Origin of the sequence: Streptomyces camponoticapitis, from assembly GCF_014646115.1 — a bacterium.
In the GTDB taxonomy this organism is placed as follows: domain Bacteria; phylum Actinomycetota; class Actinomycetes; order Streptomycetales; family Streptomycetaceae; genus Streptomyces; species Streptomyces camponoticapitis.
The window spans coordinates 1-21,466 of record NZ_BMMV01000027.1 but is presented as its reverse complement, the minus strand read 5'-3'; the positions used below and the strand labels follow the sequence as shown (position 1 = coordinate 21,466).

Annotated in this window: 17 protein-coding genes and 1 pseudogene; 8 read left to right on the top strand and 10 right to left on the bottom strand. The window is 69.4% G+C overall.

Features of this window, described 5'->3' with window-relative positions:
• The first annotated feature begins 42 nt into the window (after positions 1-42).
• Positions 43-1,722, top strand: a complete 1,680-nt coding sequence (locus IEY79_RS30960) for a serine/threonine-protein kinase (protein WP_189110964.1) — start codon at positions 43-45, stop codon at positions 1,720-1,722.
• A 112-nt stretch (positions 1,723-1,834) separates the two neighbouring features.
• Here the strand turns inward: IEY79_RS30960 and IEY79_RS30955 are convergent, their stop codons facing one another.
• From IEY79_RS30955 to IEY79_RS30945, 3 genes are all read right to left on the bottom strand, one after another.
• Complete coding sequence (locus IEY79_RS30955) at positions 1,835-2,527, bottom strand: response regulator (RefSeq protein WP_189110963.1); 693 nt, start codon at positions 2,525-2,527, stop codon at positions 1,835-1,837.
• Between the two features lie 163 nt (positions 2,528-2,690).
• Entirely contained in the window at positions 2,691-3,575 is an 885-nt protein-coding gene (locus IEY79_RS30950; RefSeq protein WP_189110962.1) for a universal stress protein, read from the bottom strand.
• A gap of 173 nt (positions 3,576-3,748) precedes the next feature.
• On the bottom strand, positions 3,749-4,372 hold the full coding sequence (locus tag IEY79_RS30945; protein WP_189110961.1) for a DoxX family protein: 624 nt from the start codon (positions 4,370-4,372) through the stop codon (positions 3,749-3,751).
• 333 nt (positions 4,373-4,705) lie between these two features.
• On the opposite strand from IEY79_RS30945, the gene IEY79_RS30940 reads away from it, so the two are divergent.
• Positions 4,706-5,188: a cyclic nucleotide-binding domain-containing protein gene (locus tag IEY79_RS30940; RefSeq protein ID WP_373292664.1), complete on the top strand. Its 483-nt coding sequence runs from the start codon at positions 4,706-4,708 to the stop codon at positions 5,186-5,188.
• A 69-nt stretch (positions 5,189-5,257) separates the two neighbouring features.
• Entirely contained in the window at positions 5,258-6,067 is an 810-nt protein-coding gene (locus IEY79_RS30935) for a response regulator transcription factor (protein ID WP_189110960.1), read from the top strand.
• On the opposite strand, the gene IEY79_RS30930 is transcribed toward IEY79_RS30935, so the two are convergent.
• On the bottom strand, positions 5,983-7,740 hold the full coding sequence (locus tag IEY79_RS30930) for a sensor histidine kinase (protein WP_308426703.1): 1,758 nt from the start codon (positions 7,738-7,740) through the stop codon (positions 5,983-5,985). The two genes, IEY79_RS30935 and IEY79_RS30930, sit on opposite strands and share 85 nt — an antisense overlap.
• 466 nt (positions 7,741-8,206) lie before the next feature.
• Here IEY79_RS30930 and IEY79_RS37620 point away from each other — a divergent pair, with 466 nt between their 5' ends.
• A complete protein-coding gene (locus tag IEY79_RS37620; RefSeq protein WP_229701263.1) occupies positions 8,207-9,994 on the top strand; it encodes an HNH endonuclease in 1,788 nt (595 codons plus the stop codon).
• 102 nt (positions 9,995-10,096) lie between these two features.
• A complete protein-coding gene (locus tag IEY79_RS30920) occupies positions 10,097-11,947 on the top strand; it encodes a DUF2075 domain-containing protein (protein ID WP_189110959.1) in 1,851 nt (616 codons plus the stop codon).
• A gap of 692 nt (positions 11,948-12,639) precedes the next feature.
• On the opposite strand, the gene IEY79_RS30915 is transcribed toward IEY79_RS30920, so the two are convergent.
• The 4 genes from IEY79_RS30915 to IEY79_RS30900 form a co-directional block, all read right to left on the bottom strand.
• Positions 12,640-13,473: a PIG-L family deacetylase gene (locus IEY79_RS30915; RefSeq protein ID WP_189110958.1), complete on the bottom strand. Its 834-nt coding sequence runs from the start codon at positions 13,471-13,473 to the stop codon at positions 12,640-12,642.
• Positions 13,474-13,741: 268 nt separating this feature from the next.
• Positions 13,742-13,957 carry a DUF6243 family protein gene (locus IEY79_RS30910; RefSeq protein ID WP_189110957.1) on the bottom strand — a complete coding sequence of 72 codons (216 nt, stop codon included), beginning with the start codon at positions 13,955-13,957 and terminating at the stop codon, positions 13,742-13,744.
• A 189-nt stretch (positions 13,958-14,146) separates the two neighbouring features.
• Positions 14,147-15,124 carry a CPBP family intramembrane glutamic endopeptidase gene (locus IEY79_RS30905; RefSeq protein WP_229701262.1) on the bottom strand — a complete coding sequence of 326 codons (978 nt, stop codon included), beginning with the start codon at positions 15,122-15,124 and terminating at the stop codon, positions 14,147-14,149.
• 193 nt (positions 15,125-15,317) lie between these two features.
• Positions 15,318-15,587 (bottom strand): hypothetical protein, encoded by a 270-nt coding sequence (locus IEY79_RS30900; protein ID WP_189110955.1) that lies wholly within the window; start codon positions 15,585-15,587, stop codon positions 15,318-15,320.
• Positions 15,588-15,641: 54 nt separating this feature from the next.
• Between IEY79_RS30900 and IEY79_RS30895 the strand changes: the two genes are divergently transcribed.
• The 3 genes from IEY79_RS30895 (at position 15,642) to IEY79_RS30885 (ending at position 20,443) form a co-directional block, all read left to right on the top strand.
• A complete protein-coding gene (locus IEY79_RS30895; protein ID WP_189110954.1) occupies positions 15,642-16,373 on the top strand; it encodes a MerR family transcriptional regulator in 732 nt (243 codons plus the stop codon).
• A gap of 318 nt (positions 16,374-16,691) precedes the next feature.
• Positions 16,692-17,099, top strand: a complete 408-nt coding sequence (locus tag IEY79_RS30890; RefSeq protein WP_189110953.1) for a hypothetical protein — start codon at positions 16,692-16,694, stop codon at positions 17,097-17,099.
• Between the two features lie 203 nt (positions 17,100-17,302).
• Entirely contained in the window at positions 17,303-20,443 is a 3,141-nt protein-coding gene (locus IEY79_RS30885) for an ATP-binding protein (RefSeq protein WP_189110952.1), read from the top strand.
• Here IEY79_RS30885 and IEY79_RS30880 read toward each other — a convergent pair.
• A complete protein-coding gene (locus tag IEY79_RS30880) occupies positions 20,424-21,215 on the bottom strand; it encodes an ABC transporter permease (protein ID WP_189110951.1) in 792 nt (263 codons plus the stop codon). The two genes, IEY79_RS30885 and IEY79_RS30880, sit on opposite strands and share 20 nt — an antisense overlap.
• A pseudogene (locus tag IEY79_RS30875) lies at positions 21,212-21,466 on the bottom strand (ABC transporter); the annotation flags it as partial. The pseudogene IEY79_RS30875 and the gene IEY79_RS30880, both read right to left, overlap by 4 nt.

The window sequence follows — 21,466 nt, the reverse complement described above, 5'->3', positions numbered from 1 at the left end:
TGCTGCCGTTGGCCAATGCATCAAAATGGGGGGAGCGGGCCGATGAACGACATGACGGATGTCTTCAAGCCACTTCAGGCGACCGACCCGTCCGTGGTGGCGGGCTACCGTCTCGCCGCCCGGCTGGGGGCGGGCGGCATGGGCCGGGTCTACCTCTCGCACACCCAGGCCGGCCGACCCCTGGCGATCAAGGTCGTGCGGCCGGAGCTGGCGGACGACCCGGACTTCCGGCGGAGGTTCGGCCGGGAGGTCAGGGCGGCCCGGCGGGTCCGCGGGGCGTACACCGCCGAGTTGATCGACGCCGACGCGGATGGCGTACCGCCCTGGCTGGCCACGTTGTACGTACCGGGGCCGTCCCTGGCGGAGGCCGTGGCCCGGCGTGGTCCGCTGTCGGTGACGGCCGTGCTGTGGCTGATGGCGGGGATGGCCGAGGCGTTGCAGGCGATCCATGCCGAGGGCATCGTGCACCGGGACCTCAAGCCGTCGAACGTGCTGCTGGCCGCCGACGGGCCGCGCGTGATCGACTTCGGCATCGCGCTGGCCGCCGACGCGACCTCGTACACGGCGACGGGACACACGGTCGGTACGCCCGCGTACATGGCCCCGGAGCAGGCGGCCGGGGGGGACGTCACGGTCGCGACGGATGTCTTCGCCCTTGCCCAGACGGCGGCGTTCGCCGCACTGGGCAGGCCTCTCTACGGCGATGGCCCCGGTGTCTACGTGCTGTACAGGATTGTGCACTCCGGCCCCGAACTGTCCCTGCTGCCAGAACCCCTGCGTCCGCTGTTCGCCCGTTGCCTGGCCGCCGATCCGGCGGAGCGGGCCACTCCGGCGGAGATCCTGGAGTGGTGTCGGCAGCGGCTGGGAGCGGAGGCCGACGCGGGCGGGGCACCGGCCGTGTGGCGGGAGATCAGCGGACCGGAGGTCGTGGGTCCGCCACCGGTGCACGAGCCCACCCCGGCGCGGCCGCAGCCGCTGATCGGGTATTCGCCGCCCCCGACCGCGTTGCTGCGGCCGACGCAGGCGGAGGGGAAGGTTCGCAGGCGGCGCACCGCGCGGATCGCGGCCGTCGGTCTGGCGGGGGGCGCGCTGCTGGTGACGGCGCTGGCCTGGAACGTGATGGACGGGGAGAGCCGGGGCGATCACCGGGACACCGCCGGCTCGTCGGCGTCCGCGACGGGATCGTCCGCACGGTCGTCGGATTCCGCACGGGGGTCCTCCCCGGATTCCTCGGATTCCTCGGACTCGGCGGATTCGTCGGACTCCTCGGACTCGGCGGCGCTGGGCACCGGTGAACAGACAGCCGGGACCTCATCGTCTTCCTCGGCCTCGCCCCGGGAACCGCGCCCCGAGCCGTACTCCCTGGTGATGCTGGACGCGAAGAACTCGGTGAACCTCAAGAACCCGGACGCGGAGGCGAAGGGCCGCACGGGGGACATCCGTTTCGGCTGCCAGTCGGTGGGCTGCGAACTGAAGAGCGACACGAGCGTGTTCGTCCAGCTGTACCGCAAGCCGGGCGGCACCCTCGACGAATGCCGTCTGCTGCTCAACCACGCCAAGAGCCACAGCCTCCCGCTTGCCGGCGCGGCGAACGGCACCGAGATCTGCATCAAGGGCCCCTCGGGGGACATCGGCATATTCGTGATCACGACGAAGTCGACCGCGATGCCGGACCTCGCCTTTCTCCAGGGCGACCTGACGATCTGGCGAGGCGCGGCGTAGGGCCCGTCCCGGGGTTCAGCGCGGAATCTCCCAGCCCGGCGGCCAGGTCCCGGCGCGCTGTGGTCGGCCACTGTGACGGCGAGGTGGGCGCGGGAAGGTGTTACGGCGGGAACTACCCGTGCGCGGGAGGCCGCGGCGCGGTCCGGGTCGCCAGGACGGCTGCCTGGATGCGCCGCTCCACGCCGAGCTTGGCGAGGAGCCGGGAGATGTTGTTCTTGACTGTCTTCTCCGACAGGAAGAGACGTTTGCCGATCCCCGCGTTGGTCAGTCCTTCGCCGATCAGGTCCAGGATCTCCCGTTCCCGCGTGGTGAGACCGGCCAATGCCGACGGCTTGTCCGCCTGGGAGGGTTCCTTGCCGCGCAGGCTGCTCATCAGGCGGGTCGTGGTTGCCGGGTCGAGCATCGACTGGCCGGAGGCGACGGTACGGACCGCCGCGACCAGGTCGTTGCCCTTGATCTCCTTGAGGACGTAACCCGAGGCCCCGGCCATGATCGCGTCGAGGAGGGCATCGTCGTCGTCGAAGGACGTCAGCATCAGGCAGGCGAGGTGGGGCATTCTCGACCGCAACTCCCGGCAGACCGTGATGCCGTCGCCGTCGGGCAGCCGTACGTCCAGCACGGCGACGTCGGGGCGCAGCGCCGGCCCCCGCGCCAGGGCCTGTTCGGCGCTCCCCGCCTCGCCGACGACCTCGATGCCGGATTCCGCGTCCAGCAGGTCGTGCACACCTCGCCGGACCACTTCGTGGTCGTCGAGCAGGAAGACCCGGATCGGCTCCTGCGGTGAGGAGTCCTGACTGTCTGTCATCGTGGCCCTTCGCGGTCTCGGGAGTACGTTCCCCGGCACTGCCCATAGTGGACCGTCCTGCGCCGGGCTTACCAGGGCAGCCCGGTCCATGACAGGCGGCGGGTGCGTGAAGGTGTCGGCGGCGGCCCGCCGGGGTCCACCCACCGACGGGCCGCCGAAGACCTCAGCCGTGCGGGACCACGGCCACCGGGCACACGGCGTGATGGATCACCGAGTGGGCCACATGGCCGAGATGGGCCCCGAGGCGGGACCTGCGCTCCTGTCGGCCGATCACGAGCAGAGCGGCGCCCGAAGCGGCCTTCACCAGCCGGTCCGCCGCCCGGTCCATGACCGCGTCGGCCGTGACGTGCACAGTCGGGTACTTCTCCTGCCACGGCCGCAGTACGGCCGTCAGCGCGTCCGTACGCTCCTCGGCCAACAAGTCCTGGTACTCGGGCATTTGGGCGGAGGCGATCGCGTAGGCCATGGGCAGGTCGTACGAGTGCAGGACGTACAGGGACGCGCCGCGGCGGCCGGCCGCATCGAACGCGAACTCGATCACCTTCTCGCAGTGATGCGCCAGGTCGATCCCGAGGACGACCCGGTCCGGCGACGCGGTGACGGGGGCCGCGTCCGCCGCGGTGTTCCGGTGGGCCGCCGACCGTACGAGAACCACCGGACGCGCCGCGTGGGCCACGACGTCCGACGCGACGGAGCCCGCGAGATATCCGGCCGCGCCGCTCAGGCCCCGTGACCCGAGCACCAGTGTCTCGGCTTCCGCGGCGGCGGCCAACAGGGTGGGGACCGCCGGTCCTTGGACCAGTTCACACGTCGGCCGCGTACCCGGGAACTTCCGCGTGAGGTGGCCCTCGGCCGCCCGCAGGGCGCGGCCCGCCCCGTGCCGCCCGCCCGCCACGTCCGGCACTGAGCCCGACGGGTACGAGACTTCCTCCCAGGCACGCACCAGCCGCAGGGGATGGCCGCTCAACGAGGCTTCCGCGGCGGCCCATTCGGCTGCGGCGAGACTCTCCGGGGATCCGTCGACGCCTACGAGTACGGGGCGAAGCATGGTGTACCTCCTGGTTGATGTCACGGTGAACGCGTGCGGTCAGGCGGTCAGGCGGTCAGTCGCTTGGGGTCCGGCGTCCGCTCCACGAGTGAGGCGGGGGCGGGGGCGGGGGCCGTACGGTCCCGAGCCGGGCCGGACGGCCCCGGCCGTAGGTGGTTGTGCGGAGGGGGCGGTCAGGCCAGCCAGCGGTGGTCCCGTACGACCGGGAGGTTCTGCCACACCCTGCCGAGCCCCCACGTACGGCCCGCGGCGGCGACGGCCAGGGCGATCATGACGACCGCGTACACCAGGTGGTAGTCGACGACCGGGTTCGAGGACATGCTCGGCGCGCCGTCGGACAGGCTCTTGGCGGGGGGCCATTCGGCCGCCCACATCAGCGCCATCATCACCGTGCCGGCGGCGGCGGTCAGGCGCAGGGCGATGCCACTGGTGAGGGCGATGCCGATCCCCAGAAGTCCCAGCATGAACAGCCAGTTGGCCCAGGTCGCACCGGCCCAGGAGTGGAACGTCGACTCCAGCGGCCCCGCGGCGACACCGCTCAGGAAGCCCTCCGTCGGGGAACCACCGTTGATCCAGGCTCCCTTGGACGGGGTGGCGTACCCCCAGCCGAACGCCTTGTCGAAGAAGGCCCAGAGGAAGACGAACCCGAGCAGGATGCGTGCGGTGGCGGCGATCCGGGCGAACGTTCCGCCGACGGCCAGAGGCTGGGCGGTGTCGTCCGTGGTGGTGGAGCGCGTGGCTCCCCTCAACGAGGAGAGTCGGAAGCCGGTGTGACGGGGGCTCTGGTGAACGGCCATGTCTGTCATCCCTTTCAGGGGCGAGCGGCGCGGTGAACGGGTCTCCGTCGTGCGGTGGCCTGTCGTGTCCGATCCGGTGTGTCCTCAATCTCCCGCGCCGGCCCTGGGTGGCGCCGGTGCCGCCCGGGTCCTCTCCGCAGGGCCGAACGTCCCTGCTTCGGGGCCCGGTTGGGCCCGTTGGGCGCCCCGGCCGCGCAGAACGTGATCGGCCGGAGATGAGGGCTGTTCGGCCCCCCGAGGTACCCGGACAGCCCTTGAAGGGGTGCGATCCCCGGTCGGAGCCTTGGGGGGACTCCCACCGTCCCGAGCACCCGCGACAAGGAGACATACGCGATGAGGATGAAGGCCACCACCCTGCTGAGCGCCCTCCCGGCTGCCCATCGTGAGCGGCTCATGCAATGCGCCCGCGAGGTCAACTTCCCCCAAGGCACCCGGCTCTTCGAGGAGGGACACCGTGCCGACCGCTTCTGGATCGTGCGTACCGGCTGCATCACTCTCGACACGCGTGTTCCGGGCCGTCGGTCCCCCGTGATCGACACCTTGGGCCCGGGGCAGCTTGTCGGGTGGTCCTGGCTGTTCGCACCGTACGTATGGCATCTGGGTGCGGAGACCATGACCCCCGTACGCGCCTGGGAGTTCGACGCCGTCGCGGCACGTCTCCTCTGCCGGGACGACCCCGCGCTCGGCGCCGCGGTAGCCCTGTGGGTGGGGCAGGTGGTCTCCCTCCGGCTGCACACCACCCGAACCCGGCTGCTCGACCTGTACGGCCCCTACGGCAGCGGACCCGCCCCCTGGGCCGACGTCCGCGACGGGTGACCGCGGCCCCGACCTGTCCGCGTGTCCGCGTGCCCGCCCGTCCGCCCGTCCGAGAATGAAGGAACTCCCATGACCGCGGTCGGCGCCCTGTCGGAACGGCACCCCATACGGGTGTTCCTCGTGGACGGCCACGAGGCCGTCCGGCAGGGGCTGGGTGAACTGCTCGACGCCGAGACGGACATGGTCGCCGTCGGTGCCGCTGCCTCCGTCGAAGAGGCGCTGATCCGGGGTCCCGTCGCCCGCCCCGACGTGGCCGTGGTGAACGTCCGGCTGACCGAGGACATCATTTCCTGTCGCGCCCTGCGGTCCGCCGTGCCCGCGCTCTCACTTCTCACGCTCGCCTCGTTCGACGACGACACCGCGCATCTGCACGCCGTTCTGGCCGGCGCGTCCGGCTCCGTGCTGAGGCAGATCAGGGGGACCCGACTCGCCGTCGCCGTGCGCTCCGTCGCCGCCGGCCACTCGATGCTGGACCGGACGACTTCCGCGCGACTGCTGGACGGTCTGACCCGCGGGGGAAGGGACCACGGTACGAACGGCCTCTCCGCCCGGGAGCGCCACCTCCTGGTCCTGGTGGGGGACAGGCTCACCGACCGGCAGATCGGTCGACGGCTGTTCCTGTCGGAGGAGGCGGTGCGGACGCAGATCCGGCGGCTGCTGACCGGTGGGGTACTGCGCAGGCACGGCCTGCCCTCGGCGAGTGCTTCCCGGCAGTCGGTGCTGCCCCCCGAGAGGAACAGCCCGGACAGCCCCGCAAGTCGGAGAGAGCCGGCCCAGCAGGGACAGCCGGATCGTCAGGCGGCACCCGGCTGGAGTGGCGCGTCCCGCAGCGGCACGTGCCACACCAGCCGGGTGCCGCCCGCCGAAGGGGTGTCGTAGGTGAAGGTGCCGTCCAGTTCCTCCGCCCGGCGCGCGATGTTCTTCAGTCCGCTGCGCGCCGCCCCCGGCGGGATGCCGGTGCCGTTGTCCGCCACGGTCAGCGTCAACCGGCCCTCCCTCACCGCGACATGTACGTCCACCGTGCGCGCCGCCGCGTGGCGCGCGGTGTTGCTCAGTGCCTCCACCAGAACCGCGATCAGGTGATCGGCGATGTGGTGCGGCACCTCGGTGTCGACCAGCCCCTCGATACGCACCGCCGGGCTGAACCCCAGCGCGGCGGCCGCTCCGTCGACCGCGGCCGCCACCCGGGCGCGTACGCCGTCGTCCGAACCGCCCGACTGCTGCACACGCAGGCCGAAGATGGTCGACCGGATGATCTTTATGGTGTCGTCGAGATCGTTGACGGCGCGCTCGATGCGTTCGGCGGCTCCGGGGTGCTGGGCGAACTTCTGGGCGCTCTGCAGGGTCATGCCGGTGGCGAACAGCCGTTGAATGGCGAGGTCGTGGAGGTCACGGGCGATACGGTCGCGGTCCTCCAGCAGCGCGATCTGCTCGGCGTCGCGGCGGCGTTCGGCCAGTTCCATGGCGAGCGCGGCCTGTCCGGCGAAGCCGAGCAGCGGTGCGGACTGCGTAGGCGCGAACGGTTCGCGACCCGCGGTGCGGGCCAGAACCAGCACCCCGCGTACGCGGTCCCCGCTGCCCAGCGGAACCGCCACGGCCGGCCCCATGCCCGCCCAGCGGGACTCGCAGCCGATGACCCGCTCGTCCATGGCGATGTTCACGCTGAGAACGGGCTCCGCACTGGTGAACGCCGCACTGATGAAACCGTCCTGGACCTCTTGCTGAGGGCCGCTGTGGGTCTTGGCATCCTGCCCGACCACCAGGGCGGTGCGGAGCTCGCCAGTACCCGCGAGAGGTTCGGCCACCAGCCCGAGGTCCGCGGAGAGTATCTGTCCGGCACGCTCGACGATCAGCTCCAGCACCTGCGCACGGGGGGCGCCGGAGAGCAGGCTGTTGGTGACCTCCGCGCTCGCCGTCAGCCACTGCTCACGGTTGCGCCCCTCCTCGTAGAGGCGTGCGTTCTCGATCGCCACCCCTGCCGCGACCGCCAAGGTCGACAGGACCGACTCGTCCTCCGCGTCGAACTCCCGGGCACTGCGCTTCTCCGTCAGGTACAGATTCCCGAACACCTCGTCCCGCACCCGGATGGGCACACCTAGGAACGAGTGCATCGGCGGATGGTTGGCCGGAAAACCGGAGGACGACTCATGACCTCCCAGCTCCGCCAGCCGCAACGGCTCCGGGTGCCGGATCAACTCACCCAGCAGACCGTGCCCGCTGGGCAACTCGCCGATCCGGGAGCGAAGTTCGTCATCGATGCCCACCGTGATGAACTCCGACAGCCGCTGCTCGCCACCGATCACCCCGAGCGCGCCGTACTCCGCGTCCACGAGCACCACGGCCGCCTCGACTATGCCCCGCAGGACCTGCGGGAGGTCCAGCTCGCGGCCGACCGAGAGCACCGCTTCGAGAAGGCTGTGCACACGGTCACGCGTACCGCGCACGGCTTCGATCCGGACCTGGAGCTCCTCCAGCAACTCGTCCAGCCGCAACCGCGGTAGCGCTTGACCCGTCGTGCCGTCCCCGTCCGCCCGCACAGATCCTCCAGCCACTTGCACATCGCCCGGTGGAACACGACACGCGCCACGATAGACCGCTCTCCGCCCCGCCGATGTCCCCTTGCACACGGCTCACGCGCTACATCGCGGGGAACCGAACACGGGAGGTGGCGCGCTCCGCCCTGGGCGGCGAGACGGCCCAGACCACTGCTGCTGGTTGTTCGTGAGCGGGCATGTCCGGGCCTCGTGATGCAGCGCACCACCAGGACCGAGAGTGATGCCAGGCACCGCCCCGAGAAGGCTCGACGGCAGAGTTCATTGGGTGCCCCATGTGAGTGGTTGGGCTTTGGTGCTGGTCGGGACGGGCACTCCCAGCGCCGCAGCCCGAACCGCGGCGGGACCCAACCAGGGGGACGACAGCCGATCTGCTCGCGGAGATCCGTGCATCGCGGTCACCTCTCGCGAGAGGGAGACGCGGATTGAGAGCGTAATGTCATACGATCCGATTAGCCTTTGAGGCATGGGACTTGGAGACATTACGCGGTCGGGAGTTCTGGCGGCGTTGGGGGACAGCAGACACCTCGGGCGTGAAGTCTTCGGGCGACGCCATGGCTTCGGTCAGCCCACCGTCTATGACCTGGTGGTGGACGGTGATCGGTATGACTCCGAGGCCATAGCTGGCGTGGGACACATGTACGCCACCGACATCTTGCTGAGCTCGGATGATTTCAGCGGCGGCGCACATGCGGTGGCGCGCCGGCTGGAGGCACTCGGCTTCACTGTGACGGCGACCAGCTCCGTGGAGGCGCCGGAGCCCTACTTGCCGCAGTTGGTCCTGCAGCCGAGAGGCGGGCCTCGTGTACAGGGTCCGAAGAACTTCCAGAAGTCCCTGAGGACAGGCGTTCCGATCGCAGAGATTCAGACGGTGCTCGGGACGCAGGAGGCTGGCGTACTCAGCGACCTGTACGCGGACGGGATAGCCCGACTGTGGGGCTCTACCCCTGCCAGAAGGGCCAACGACCCGAAGGCGAAAGCGCTGAGGAATCGCCGTGTTGGCGATGATGTTTTCTTCTACGCCGACAAGGGCTTCATTGCTCGCGCCCGGATCCTTCATCTGCTCCGCAGCCCTGCTGTGGCTCGTGCGGTGTGGGGCGTCGACCAAGACGGCTTCACCTGGGAGCACATCATGGCGTTGGGGGCCATCGAGGAATTCGCGACAGTTGTGCCGGCCGCGCCGATCCTCCAGAGTCTGAGTGTTCCAGCACCGCTGCGCTGCGTAACCCTCAGGTCGGCCGGGGACTACCGCCGCGTTGCCCACATGCTCCCGGAGACGGGCTCATCGTTGCCTCTGCGGCTTTCGTCTGAACCGTCCTCCGTTTCGAAGCCGATGACCGCGCTCCAGATGCTGGAGCGCATCGAGGCTCTCAATACACACCGCACCTCCAAGGGAGGAACTCCAAGCCGTCACCAACCGCTGGCTCTCCTGTGGACCATCTCCCGAGTCGCTGCAGGAAAACCACGCCTGGCTTCATGGCAACGTTTTCGTGCTGGGGTAGGACCGCTCTTGGCCGAGTTCGGGCTGCCCAGCTCCAAGGTCACTCCTGAGTACCCCTTCTGGCATCTGCAGGGCAGCGGTTTGTGGGAAGTTCTCGGGATCCCTGACGACGCCGGCGTAATGCCGCGGACCGGAGTTTTCGACACCCTTCAGCCGATCGCTGGCCTGACCTTCGAGGCGGCCGAGATCATCAAAGACCCGGTCGCTCGTTTGGAAGTCGTCGCGAAGCTGTGCCAAACCTATCTCGACGCCGTTGATCGGCACGAACTGTTCGGCAGAGTGGGGCTGTCCGGGTATGAGACCGCCGACGGCATGCTCAACGGCAGTGCGGAGGAGACAGCCCAAGCCGTCGATGTGGAGCGGGTGTTCGGCCCAGCGGGGCGACGCCATTCGAAGTCTTCTCGTCTGGTTCGTGATGCGGCGTTGGCGCGAAGGGTGAAGGAGTTGCACGGCAACCAGTGTCAGGTATGCGGAGTGCGTCTGCAGTACAAGGGCAGCCCCTACAGCCAAGCCGCTCATATCCGTGGGCTTGGATCTCCGCATGATGGGCCGGACGAGCTGCCCAATCTGCTGTGTCTGTGCCCCAATCACCACATTCTCTTCGACGGTCTGGAGATCTACATCGACGCGGAGGGCATCGTGCGGTGGACGCATGGCGGTGAGCGTCCTCGCCCGCTTCGTCGGCGCTCGCCCCATCCGCTCGACGAAGAACATCTCCGCTACCACCGGATGCTGTGTGCCCTGAGCGTCTGAATACGCGCCAAGCTCCACTCGGCGAGTTGCCGTAGCCCGCCGAAGCTACCTGCCACGACGTTTCGACTTCTTCTTGGAGGCTGCCCCGTGCCCCTCGCTCGTATGTCCGCACGTGCGCTGCGCGAGCGCAGCCCCGCAGACTTGGTCGCGCACCTCACGGAGCAGTATCGCCTCCTTCTCTTACAGGACCCGTCGTCAAGTGAGCGCGGAGCATGGAAGAACAGCCTCCCAGCCCTGGCGGAGGTCCTGTGCGACGCCGGTCTCGATGAGGTCGAAGTATTGATTGAGCAGAAGTTGCCTCTCACCAGTCTGCGAGCCGACGCGGTCCTGGCCGGTTCGCACCCCGAGACTGGTCTGCCTTCCTATGTCATTGTGGAGCTCAAGCAGTGGAGCGAGGCACGTCTTGTGCCGGATTCCGAAGACCTGTGCCTGGTCCCCAAAATAGGAAACCACGCAGCCCTGCACCCCGTTGCGCAAGTGCGGCGCTACTGTGACTACCTGCAGGATTTTACTAATCTGCTGAATGACTGCCAGGAGGGCGTTACTGGCGTCGCCTACCTGCATAACGCAGAAGATTTGGACGTCGACCAGCTTTTCAGGCTTCCCGATGCGAAGGCGCAGCTGTTTACGAAAACGACGCGCGGTGAACTCATACGGTATCTACAGACCCGTCTGTCCTCGCTCAACGGGGCCCTTGAAGCAGATGCTCTTCTGGAGAGCCCTATTGCCCCTGGCCGCCAGCTCATGCGCGCTGCCTCCTACGAGATCACGCACGGCGGCAAGTTCCTTCTGATCGATGAGCAACAGGTGGCGGCCTCCCTGGTGAAACGTGCGGCTTCCGCTGCGCGTCGAGCGGACCAGAAAGAAGTCATTGTCGTCTCTGGAGGCCCTGGCTCGGGGAAGAGCTTGATCGCCCTCAACCTCATGAATCACTTCAGCATGCACGGCAGACCTGTCGTCCATGCAACCGGCTCCAGGTCTTTCACTACGACGCTCCGCCACGTAGTTGGCGAGAAAAACAGCAAGCTTCCGAAGCTTTTCCGGTATTTCTTCGACTTCACTGCCGCTGAACAGAATGGGCTAGACGTCTTGATCTGTGACGAGGCGCACCGGATCCGCCGCCATTCGGGAAAAGAGAGCGCACCGGACACATTCCGACCCGGTCGCAGTCAGGTTGAGGAACTCATCGACGCGGCCAGGGTTCCGGTCTTCCTGCTCGATGAGCACCAGGTGGTGCGCCCGGGAGAGATGGGGAGCGTCAAGACGATAGACCAAGCCGCGCATGCCAGAGGCTGCATCGTCCGGCATGTCAATCTGAACGATCAGTTCCGGTGCGGTGGGAGTCGCGCCTACGAGAACTGGGTGCTTCGCCTTCTGGGACTGGAGCCAGGGGGTCCGGTGCCATGGCAGCCGGACAAGAACTTCGAACTGCTCGTCGCTGACACACCCCAGGAGATGGAGACCCATCTTCGCTTCCAGCAAGAAGCGGGCTACACCGCTCGCATGACCGCCGGCTTCTGCTGGCGTTGGAGCAGCCCGCGGAGCGACGGGAGCCTTGTCGATGACGTGGTCATCGGAAACTGGCGTAGGCCCTGGAATCTCAAGAGTGAGCGCTCCGTTGGCGGGGTCCCCGCATCCTCGCTGTGGGCCACGGAGCCGGGGGGAATCGGGCAGATCGGCTGTATCTACACGGCACAGGGGTTCGAGTACGCCTGGAACGGCACCATCTTGGGCCCCGACCTGGTATGGCGTGACAACGGCTGGCGTGCCCGCAAGGCAGCGAGCAGAGATGGCAGCTTGAAGGATGCTGAACCGGAGGAGTTCGAACTCCTGGCACGCAACAGCTACAAGGTCCTGCTGACCAGGGGGCTGGCCGGCACCGTCCTCTATTCCACCGACCCCGAGACGCACGCCATGCTGCGCGGCCTCGTCCCCGGACGGGTTACTCAGTAGACCTGAGAATCGAACTCGAGCTCTGAGCTTGGGAGTACCCGGTGACGTTGAACTGTGAGTCTCACAGCCGTCGTCGCAGTCGCGTGTGCCAGGTGACGCGACGTCGGCCTGATGGGGACATCGTCCGGGAACGCGTCGTGCTCCATTGCCCCGCCATGGACTGCGGGCGTCGGCGTAGAGACCTGTCGCGGGCGCCCAGAACGCGTCTTCCCGGGCCTACCGCTACGGGCCGGAGCCACATGCCCTGGCTACGTCGGGAACGGGACTGACGGGCCCGGCCGGGGACACGTCACCCGTCGAGATTGTACGGTTGTGCGCCCCCGTCCGCGCAGAGAACCTGCTCGCCGCGCACACTCTGGCCCGATCCGATGCCGCACGCCGTGCCCTGCCGAACTTCGCCCTGCTGGGCCTTGGGGACGCTGAGGTCTTCCGTGTCAGGCCGTCAGGTGGCAAGGAGGTCGCGGCGACGCTCGATGCCCGCCTGGCTGCCCAACGGGAGGACTTGTCCGACGACGCGCAAGTGGTGCGAAAGTTGTGCGCGGTCCTCGAACTGGTCTGGATGACTGGAAAGCCACGGGCCTCTGACCTCGGGTGATGGTCGTCTGTCGGCCATTCACCCAAGGCCTGGGCGAAGCCCCCGGTGGCCGCCGTTCACCGACGTTCCTTTTTCGGGCCCCGGTCTGACCGGTGGGTCAGCGCAGTCCGGCGAAGAGGTCGTTCTCGGGGACCGCCGCGCCGGTGGTGTCCTTGACCCGTACGAAGGTCTCCGTGCCCATCAACTCGCCGAACCTCTCCTTGCCCATCTTGAGGAAGAAGATGTTCTCGCCCTGACTGGCGTGCGCGGCCAGTGCGTCGAACTTCTGACCGCTGAACGCGGTGGTGTCCACCCACGTGGTGATCTCGTCGTCGGGGAGGCCGATCTCGGCCAGCGCTGCTGTCTCGGCGGGATCCGGCTCCGGCATGTCCTCCTGGAACTCGCGCATGGTCTCACCGAACCGCCGCATCATCGATTGGGGCACCGTCGTCCAGTACACCTTCGGTGTCAGCGCGGTCATCTCCACCGCGGCCATCGTGATGCGGTGGGCCTGGATGTGGTCGGGGTGGCCGTAGAAGCCGTTCTCGTCGTAGGTGACGACCACATCGGGCCGGTAGTGCCGCATGAGTTCCGCGAGTCTGGCGGCGCTTTCCTCCACGGGGGTCTGCCAGAAGGATCCGGGGGCGTCGTTGCTCGGCCAGCCCGCCATTCCGGAGTCCGCGTAGTCCAGCAGTTCCAGATCGCTGATCTTCAGGACGTCACAGCTCGCCTGGAGCTCCTGGCGGCGCATCGAGGCGACGGCGGCCGGATCGTGGCCGGGGTCGCCCGGTTTGACACCCCCTGGTCCGTCACCGCAACCGCCGTCGGTACACGTCACGAGAACGGTGCGGATGCCTTCCGCCGCGTACCGCGCGAGGATCCCTCCGGTTCCGGTCGCCTCGTCGTCGGGGTGGGCGTGTACTGCCATGAGTGTCAAGGGCCGGTCGGTCATGGAAAACAGTCCTCCTGCGGAAATAAGTCTTGGTCGGAGTGCGACGGGCGTGCCACCATCCTGGGCCCGGATCCCGGCGGGGCGGACGACCTTGCGATCTCCGTGTCTCCCGCTCGCGGCGCCGGCCCTTCGGGTGCAACCGTGCCGGCCTGACCGGCTGTTCCCGGCCGCCGACCCTGACCGGCCACCCCCGGTACGACAGCAGGCCCGGACCGTGTGTCGCGGTCCGGGCCCCGCACCGTGCGGTGCCGCCCTCGGCGGCGGTGTGTCAGCTCTGTGCGGTGTCGTCGCCCGTCTGCCCGGCTCCCTCGACCGCGCCCGCCTTCTCGCGCATCTTGCGCACCAGCTCCGCCTTCTGGTCGGCGGCACCCTTGCGGTCGAGGTTGCGGTGCGGGCCGTTGTTCTGCCGTTCGGCGCGGGACAGCCGCTTGCGCTGGCCGCCGCCCATCCCCACGGGGTTGTTGATGTTCTTGCTTACGGTCATGGGTTCTCCCGGAGTGATGTGAAGTGATCTACGGATTCATCGGTGGGGGACGGGCGCGGCGATGTCGGGGGACGTCAGCGGGGGCCCGTCACGCTCTCACTCGTAAATCGGCGTCTGGAAGAACATGACAAAGACGTTACTCGGTTCTTCCGGCCCCGTACGCCAGAGCCGCCCTACGCCGCGGGACGCTCACGAGGCGTCACGGTCACCGGTACCGGGCCGCGAGGGATGCGGGCTGGGCAGAGAGCCGGCCGCCACAGGGGGAGTGACACCGCCCGGTACCGGCTCCGTGGCCTGCGGAGACGGCTTGGCCGCGAAGCCCAGACGGCCCCGGGTGACGGCCAGCAGTATGAGCGCCACCGTGACGGCGGCCATCAGGAAGGCCTGGGAGCCCTGCTTGTCCGTCAGCGCGGGGAACATGTCGGACCAGGCCATGGAGAAGAAGTTGTTGACGCTGGTGTGGAGCAGCATGACCAGCGGCATGCTCTCGCCCGAGCGGTTGAACACCCACGTCATGACGGTGCTGAAGGCGAGCGCGGTGACCATGAACTCCACGACGCCCATCAGGTCATGGCCCCGCCCGCCGCCCCAGTCGGTCAGGAACAGCGGCAGGTGCCACGCGCCCCACAGGACGCCGACGACGAGGGTCGCGACCAGCGGGCCGTAGCGGTTCTGCATCCGCGGCATGGCGAACTCGCGCCAGCCGGGCTCCTCCGCGAGGCCGGTCGTGATCATCTGGACCAGCAGGCCGGGAAGGTACATGGCGAACACCATGACGCCGGGGAGTACGGGCTCGGTGTCCGTCATCCCGACCGTGGCGAGGGTCAGCGCGGCGGGGACCGAGACCAGCACCAGCACGTACCACTGCCAGCCGACCCGGAGCTTGGTCATCCGGGCCCGCCAGTTCCGCAGCCCCTGGCGGCCCTCGGTCAGGGAGGTGATCAGCAGGGCCGCGCAGATCGGGCCGAGGTACGCGCCCGGCAGGACGCCGAGGATCTGGCCCGAGCCGTCGGACCCGAAGTCGTGGTGCCAGATGCCCAGCCCGTTCTCCGACAGGATGTACGGCGTCCAGGCCAGCCAGCTCAGTGCGTACGCGAGGAAGAAGAACCAGGTCAGCGGCGCGCGTCGGAAGGCGCCTCGGATGCCTGAGGTGGTGTGGACGGTCACCGCGTGTCCTCTCGGATGGGGCTGGTGTGATGCGTCCAGCACACCAGCCCCGGGGCCGCGGATCATTCCCGCGGAGACCCCGAAAGGGGGTACAGCAGGCTGTACTCGGACCAGGCGCCGGGTCTCCTTTCCGTACGTCACCCCCGGGTCCGTACGTCACCCCCGGGCTGGGCGTCAGCGTCCGCCTCGTCCGTCAGGAACCCTTCAACAGCCGCTCCAGCTCGCCCCCGGCCTCGTCGTACCCCGCGTCCGAGATCCGTTGCAGCTCGCTCAGGTCACCGGCCGCGACCGCGCGTCGCGTGAGCAGGAATCCGGCACGCGTGGATCCCTCGTCCAGCAACTCACCGAGCTCGACGAGGTCGCCGGCCGCGTCCGCGAGATCGGCCAACCGGTCCGATGCGGTCTCGTTGCCCGCGTCAGCCAGCTCGCGCAGGGTCTCCCGGTCGAAATGTGTGTTCGCCATGACGCCATGCTGCGACCCTGCCCCTGGGGAAAGGTCAAGTGGCACGATGGCCGGGTGATCACCATTGGGCAGCTGGCCGGGTACGTCGGTGTGTCGACCAAGACCATCCGCGTCTATCACGACAAGGGACTCCTGCCCGAGCCCGACCGCGACGCTTCCGGTTATCGAAGGTACGGCGCGCGCGACGCCATCGAGCTGATCAAGATCCGGACACTCGCCGAGGCCGGTGTCCCCCTGGCCCGTATCCGGGATCTGCGGTCGGCGTCCGACGACGAGTTCCGGGAGGCACTGGGCAAGATCGACGAACAGCTCACCGAGCGGATCCGTGGCCTGCGGGCGACGAAGCGGCGACTGCGCCGGCTCGCCACCGGGAGCCTGGCACCACTGCCCGAGGAGGTCCTCGCCCATCTGGAACATCTGGCCGGTCTTGGATTCACCTCGCGCTGGGTGGAGCTGCAGCGTGACCTGTGGATCCTCGTGTTCGCCGCCCACCCGGACGTGGCGATCGAGCTGGTCCACGACCAGGCCGAGTCGCTGACCCAGCCGGCGCTACGACAGCTCTTCCTCGAATACGACCAGGCGCACGACCTCGACGCCGACGACCCCCGCGTCGACGACCTCGCCCGCCGGATCGCGGAGGCGACCCGCGAACGCTACGGATCCGACGACCTTCCCGGGCCGGAGGCGGCATCCGAGATCCCGGCCCTCGTTCAGGGAACGGTCAATGCCTCATCCCCGGCATGGCAGAGGATCGACACCCTCCTGCGGGCGCGATTGAACGCGTAGCCGGGCGGGTCCGCCTCAACGGACGACCGTCGAATGCGGCGCAGTTCGCTCGCTCTTACCGGTGCCGCCGCGGTCCGGTGCCGCCGTGGTCCGGTGCCGTCGCGACCGCGTACGACAACCGGTGGCTCGCTCCCACCGGTTCACGCGGTCCCGGTTCAGAGACGCTTCTCAAGCCGCGCTCAATCGGCTCTCATCGTCGGCCTGTCCACTGAAACCGTGGTGCGACAGCCGTGAAAGCGGACGGGAGCAAGCTCTGTGCCAGAAGGAAGGCGACGCGAGCCCGACCGGGGCCGCGACAGAGTTGAGGAGCACACGACCATGGCCATCACTTTCACCGACCAGGACAAGCTCACCCTGCGGACCGCCGCGTACGGCGCCGTCTCGCTGATGGCCGCCGCCGGCGCCGCCGGGTCGTCCCACCGGGCCGCCACCGAAGGCAGTATCGCGCTGGCTTCCGCGACCGGTCCGGTCGGGCACGTGCTCGCCGAGAAGACAAAGATCAAGGACCTGAACGGCAAGTCCACTGCCGAACTCGCCGACCACGTACTGCCGGCCCTGACAGCGACCATGAGCCTGCTCAAGAAGCAGGATCCGGCGGAGGCCGACAACTTCCGCCGCACCGTCACCGTCGCCGTCGACGCCTCCGCCCGGACCCACCGTGGCGAGCCCAGCCCCGCCCTGGCCGAGATGGCCCGCAAGATCACCGGGGCCCTCGACGCCGCCTGATGACCGGCCCCGGTCAGCCGGATTCGTACGCTCGGCGGTCGCGACGTCGGCCCGAACCCGCCTCCGAACCCCCGAAATCGGGGATTCGGAGGCGGGTTCCGAGCGCTCAGGGACGGGGGAGACAAGGTGATCCGGCGGGACTGCGGCGAGCCCGAGGCGGCAGCCGGAGTTCACCCGGGCGGCCCCATGGCTAATCTGCACGGGTGACTACCGATCTGACCCTGCTGCCACGTGTCGCCTGCCGCGGACACGAGGTCACCGCGCCCCGGCTCCGCGGTCTCCTCGCGCTGCTCGCGGGCGACTTGCGGACCGGCTGCAGCACCGAACGGCTGGTGGCCGGGCTGTGGCCGGAGGACTTGCCCGAGAGGCCGGGAAGGGCGGTGCAGGTCCTCGTGTCGCGCGCGCGGGCGCAGTTGGGCGCCGACGTCATCGCGAGCACGCCGACGGGATACCGGCTCACCCTCGCCGAGGACCAGGTCGACGCCTCCGCGCTGCTGCTGCACGCCGCCGCGAGCGCGGACCGGGCCAGGGCCGGGGACCACGCGGGATCCCTCGCCGCGGCCGAGGCGGGGCTCGCGCTGTGGGAGGGCACGCCCGGCGATGCCGACGACACCCGCGACCCCGTGGCCGCGTTGCGCACCGAGCGCGCCCCCGTCCGCCGGACCCTTGTCCGCGCGCGGGCGCTCGCCCTTGCCCGTCTTGGACGGCACGCGGAAGCGGCCGGACCGCTGGGCGTGGCCGCCGCGGACAATCCGCGCGACGAGGAGGTACTGGCCGAGCTGCTGCGCGGTGAGGCGGCGACGGCGGGCCCGTCCGCCGCGCTGACGCGGTACGAGGCGTACCGCCGTGACCTGCGCGACGAGCTCGGCACGAATCCGGGCAACGGGCTCAAAGCCGTACAGCAGGAACTGCTTCGCGGCGAGGAGCCGGTGGTCAGGCACGGGGTGCCGCACGAGCCGAACCCGCTTCTCGGCCGGGACGAGGACATCGCCGCGCTCCAGGGGCTGTTGCGCACCTCCCGCGCCGTCACCGTCGTCGGCCCCGGCGGCCTCGGCAAGACCAGGATCGCGCACGCCGTCAGCCGCCGGGCCGAGCAGCGGGTGGTGTATTTCGTGCAGCTCGCCGGCGTCACCGCGGACGCGGACGTGGCCGTGGAAGTGGCGTCCGCGCTCGGCGCGGGCGAGGGCCGGCCCGGCGCCGTGGGCGGCCACGGCCCGGCCGCCCAGGTGTCCGGCATTCTCGGCGTGCTCGGCTCCGGACCCGCCATGCTGGTCCTGGACAACTGCGAGCAGGTCGTACGGGGCGCCTCCGACCTCGTACGGGCCCTGGTCTCCTCCTCGAAGGACCTGCGGGTGCTCGCCACCAGCAGGGCCCCTCTCGGTCTCATGTCGGAGGCGGTGTACACGCTGCCGGAGCTCGGTCTCGACACCTCCGTGGAGCTGTTCACACAGCGCGCCCGCGCCGCCCGGCCCGGAGTGGAGCTGCCACCGGACACGGTGGCCGAGCTGTGCCGCCATCTCGACGGACTGCCGCTCGCCGTGGAGCTGGCCGCGGCGCGGGTGCGGGTGCTGTCCGTCCCGGAGATAGCCCGCCGACTCGGCGACCGGTTCGCGCTGCTGCGCGGCGGAGCCAGGGACACACCGGAGCGCCACCGCACGCTGTACGCGGTGGTGGAGTGGAGCTGGAATCTCCTCGCGGAGGAAGCCAGGGCGGCGTTGCGGCTGCTGTCCGTCTTTCCCGGCGGCCTCTCCGGCGAGGCGGCGGAGCAGGTCCTCGGCGCGGACGCGCTGTTTCTGCTGGAGCAGTTGGCCGATCAGTCGCTGATCACCGTCGCCGACACCCCGGACGGCGTACGGTTCCGGATGCTGGAGACCGTACGGGAGTTCAGCGCGGCCCGGTGTACGGAGGCGGGCCAGGACGAGGAGGCCGTCAATCGGTTCCTCACCTGGGCGCGGGACTTCGGGGTCACGTACCACGACTGGTTCTTCGGCCCGGAACCGCTCGCCGCCTGGGTAAGGATCAGGGCCGAGCAGGACAACCTCGTACTGGCCCTGCGGCACGCCCTGGCCCGTACGGACGGCCCCACCCTCGCAGCCCTCACCGCCGTCCTCGCCTCCCTGTGGTCCACCGACTCCAACTTCCCGCGTTTCGCCGCCCTCGCCGCGGACACCGGCCCGCCGCTGTCGCACTACCACCCCGAGCCCGAGCACGTCGAAGTCGCCCGCTCCGCCGCGGTGTTGTGCACGGCGAACCTGTTCATGGGCCAGGGCCCCCGCGCCATACGCCAGCTCGTCACCCTCCGGCGGCTGCCTCCGGCCCCGCCGGACACCCTGCTGCGCGCCAGCGCGGTGGTGCTGAGCGCGGTCCCCGAGATGCTGCCTCCCGACTACGAGGTGCTGCGAAGGCTCAGCGACAGCGAGCAGCCGCTGATCGCCGGCGTCGCCGAGTCCATAGCCACCTACATCTGGGAGTCGGAGCACGACATCGACCGCGCGCTCGCCTCGGCGCGCCGGACGGTCGCCGCACTGGCTCCCGTCGACACTCCGTCCATGCAGCTCATGGGGCATTCCCGGCTGAGCGAGCTGTACGTGCGGACGGGGCAGGGCGAAAAGGCGTACGAGCACCTCAAGGCGGTGCTCAAGGTGCTGCCGCGTCTCAACGACGGCCACGACTACATCTTCGTCCGCTGGCTCCTCGTCCTCGCCTGCCTGCAGCGCGGCGATCCCGACGAGGCCGAGTACTGGCTGCGGCAGGCCGAGAGCCACAACGCCTCGCGCCAAGTCGCGTTCTACAGTCCCGGAGTCGGCGGACGCGCCGAGATCGCACTCTCCCGCGGACTGACCGAGGTCGGGCTCGGCCTGTGGCGCAGTGCCGTGGAGCGACTGCCCCAAGTCGGCTCGACGCTCAGCGGCGGCGACCTGTGGCTCGACCCGTGGGCGCTGCAGATCCAGTCGGCGGCGGTCACCGCGCACGCGCACGCCGACCGTCTTGAGCTGGTCACGGAGACCGTCGACCGGCTGCGGCAGGGGCTGCGGACCCTGCTCTCGGCTCCGGCCGGCTCGCAGGTGGGTCTCCCGGTGCTCGGGACGGTGCTGCACGCGCTGGGAATGGCGGGACTCGCCGCCGGTGACGCCGCTGCCGTACGGATGCTCGCGCTGGCCGAACGGCTGCGGGTACTGAGGGAGTTCCAGCCGACGATGGCGGCGGACCGGGCCCGGAAGGCGGCCGAGGACGCCGGCAGGGCGGCGTACGCCGACGCGGTGTCGGAGTACGCCGCCCTGGAGCGGGACGAGTTGCTGGAGGCCGCCCGTGTCATGACGGCGGTCACTTCGGGTCGCGGTTGAACTGTGCCTTGGACCAGTAGTAGCCGAGGGCGGAGAGAGCCAGGCACCAGACCACGGCCAGCCATCCGTTGTGGCCGATCTCGGTGCCGAGGAGCAGGCCGCGCAGGGTTTCGATGGCGGGGGTGAAGGGCTGGTACTGGGCGATCGGCTGGAACCAGCCCGGCATGGTCTCGGCCGGGATGAAGGCGCTGGAGATGAGCGGGAGCAGGATCAGGGGCATGGCCATGTTGCCGGCCGCCTCCGGGTTCGGGCTGGCCAGGCCCATGCCGACGGCGATCCAGGTGAGTGCCAGGGCGAACAGGGCGAGCAGTCCGAACGCCGCGAGCCATTCCAGGGCGTTCGCGTCGGTCGAGCGGAATCCGATGGCCACGGCGACGGCGCCGACAAGGACCAGGCTGGCGAGCACCTGCAGCACGCTGCCGACGACGTGCCCGACGATCACCGAGCCGCGGTGGATCGCCATCGTACGGAAGCGGGCGATGATGCCCTCGGTCATGTCGGTGGAGACCGATACGGCGGCCCCGATCACGGTGGAACCGATGGTCATCATCAGGATGCCCGGGACGATGTAGGCGATGTAGTCGGCGCGGTCCGCGCCCCCGCCACCGATGCCGGCGCTCATCACGTCGCCGAAGATGTAGACGAAGAGCAGCAGCAGCATGATCGGCGTGAGCAGCAGGTTCAGCGTCAGGGACGGGTAGCGGCGCGCGTGCAGGAGGTTCCGGCGCAGCATCGTGGTCGAGTCGCGGGCGGCGAGGGTCAGGGAGCTCATCGGACGTTCTCCTTGGTCTGGTTGGGGATGTTGGCGGGGCCGGTCAGGGCGAAGAACACGTCGTCGAGGTCGGGGGTGTGGACGGTCAGTTCGTCGGCCTCGATGCCGGCGGTGTCCAGCCAGTCGAGGATGGAGCGCAGTTCGCGCTGGCTGCCGCCGCTGGGGATCTGCAGCGACAGCGCTTCGTCGTCGCGGGTGGCTTCGCGGAGGGCGGCGGCGGCGCCCTGGTAGGTGGCCGGGTCGGTGAAGCG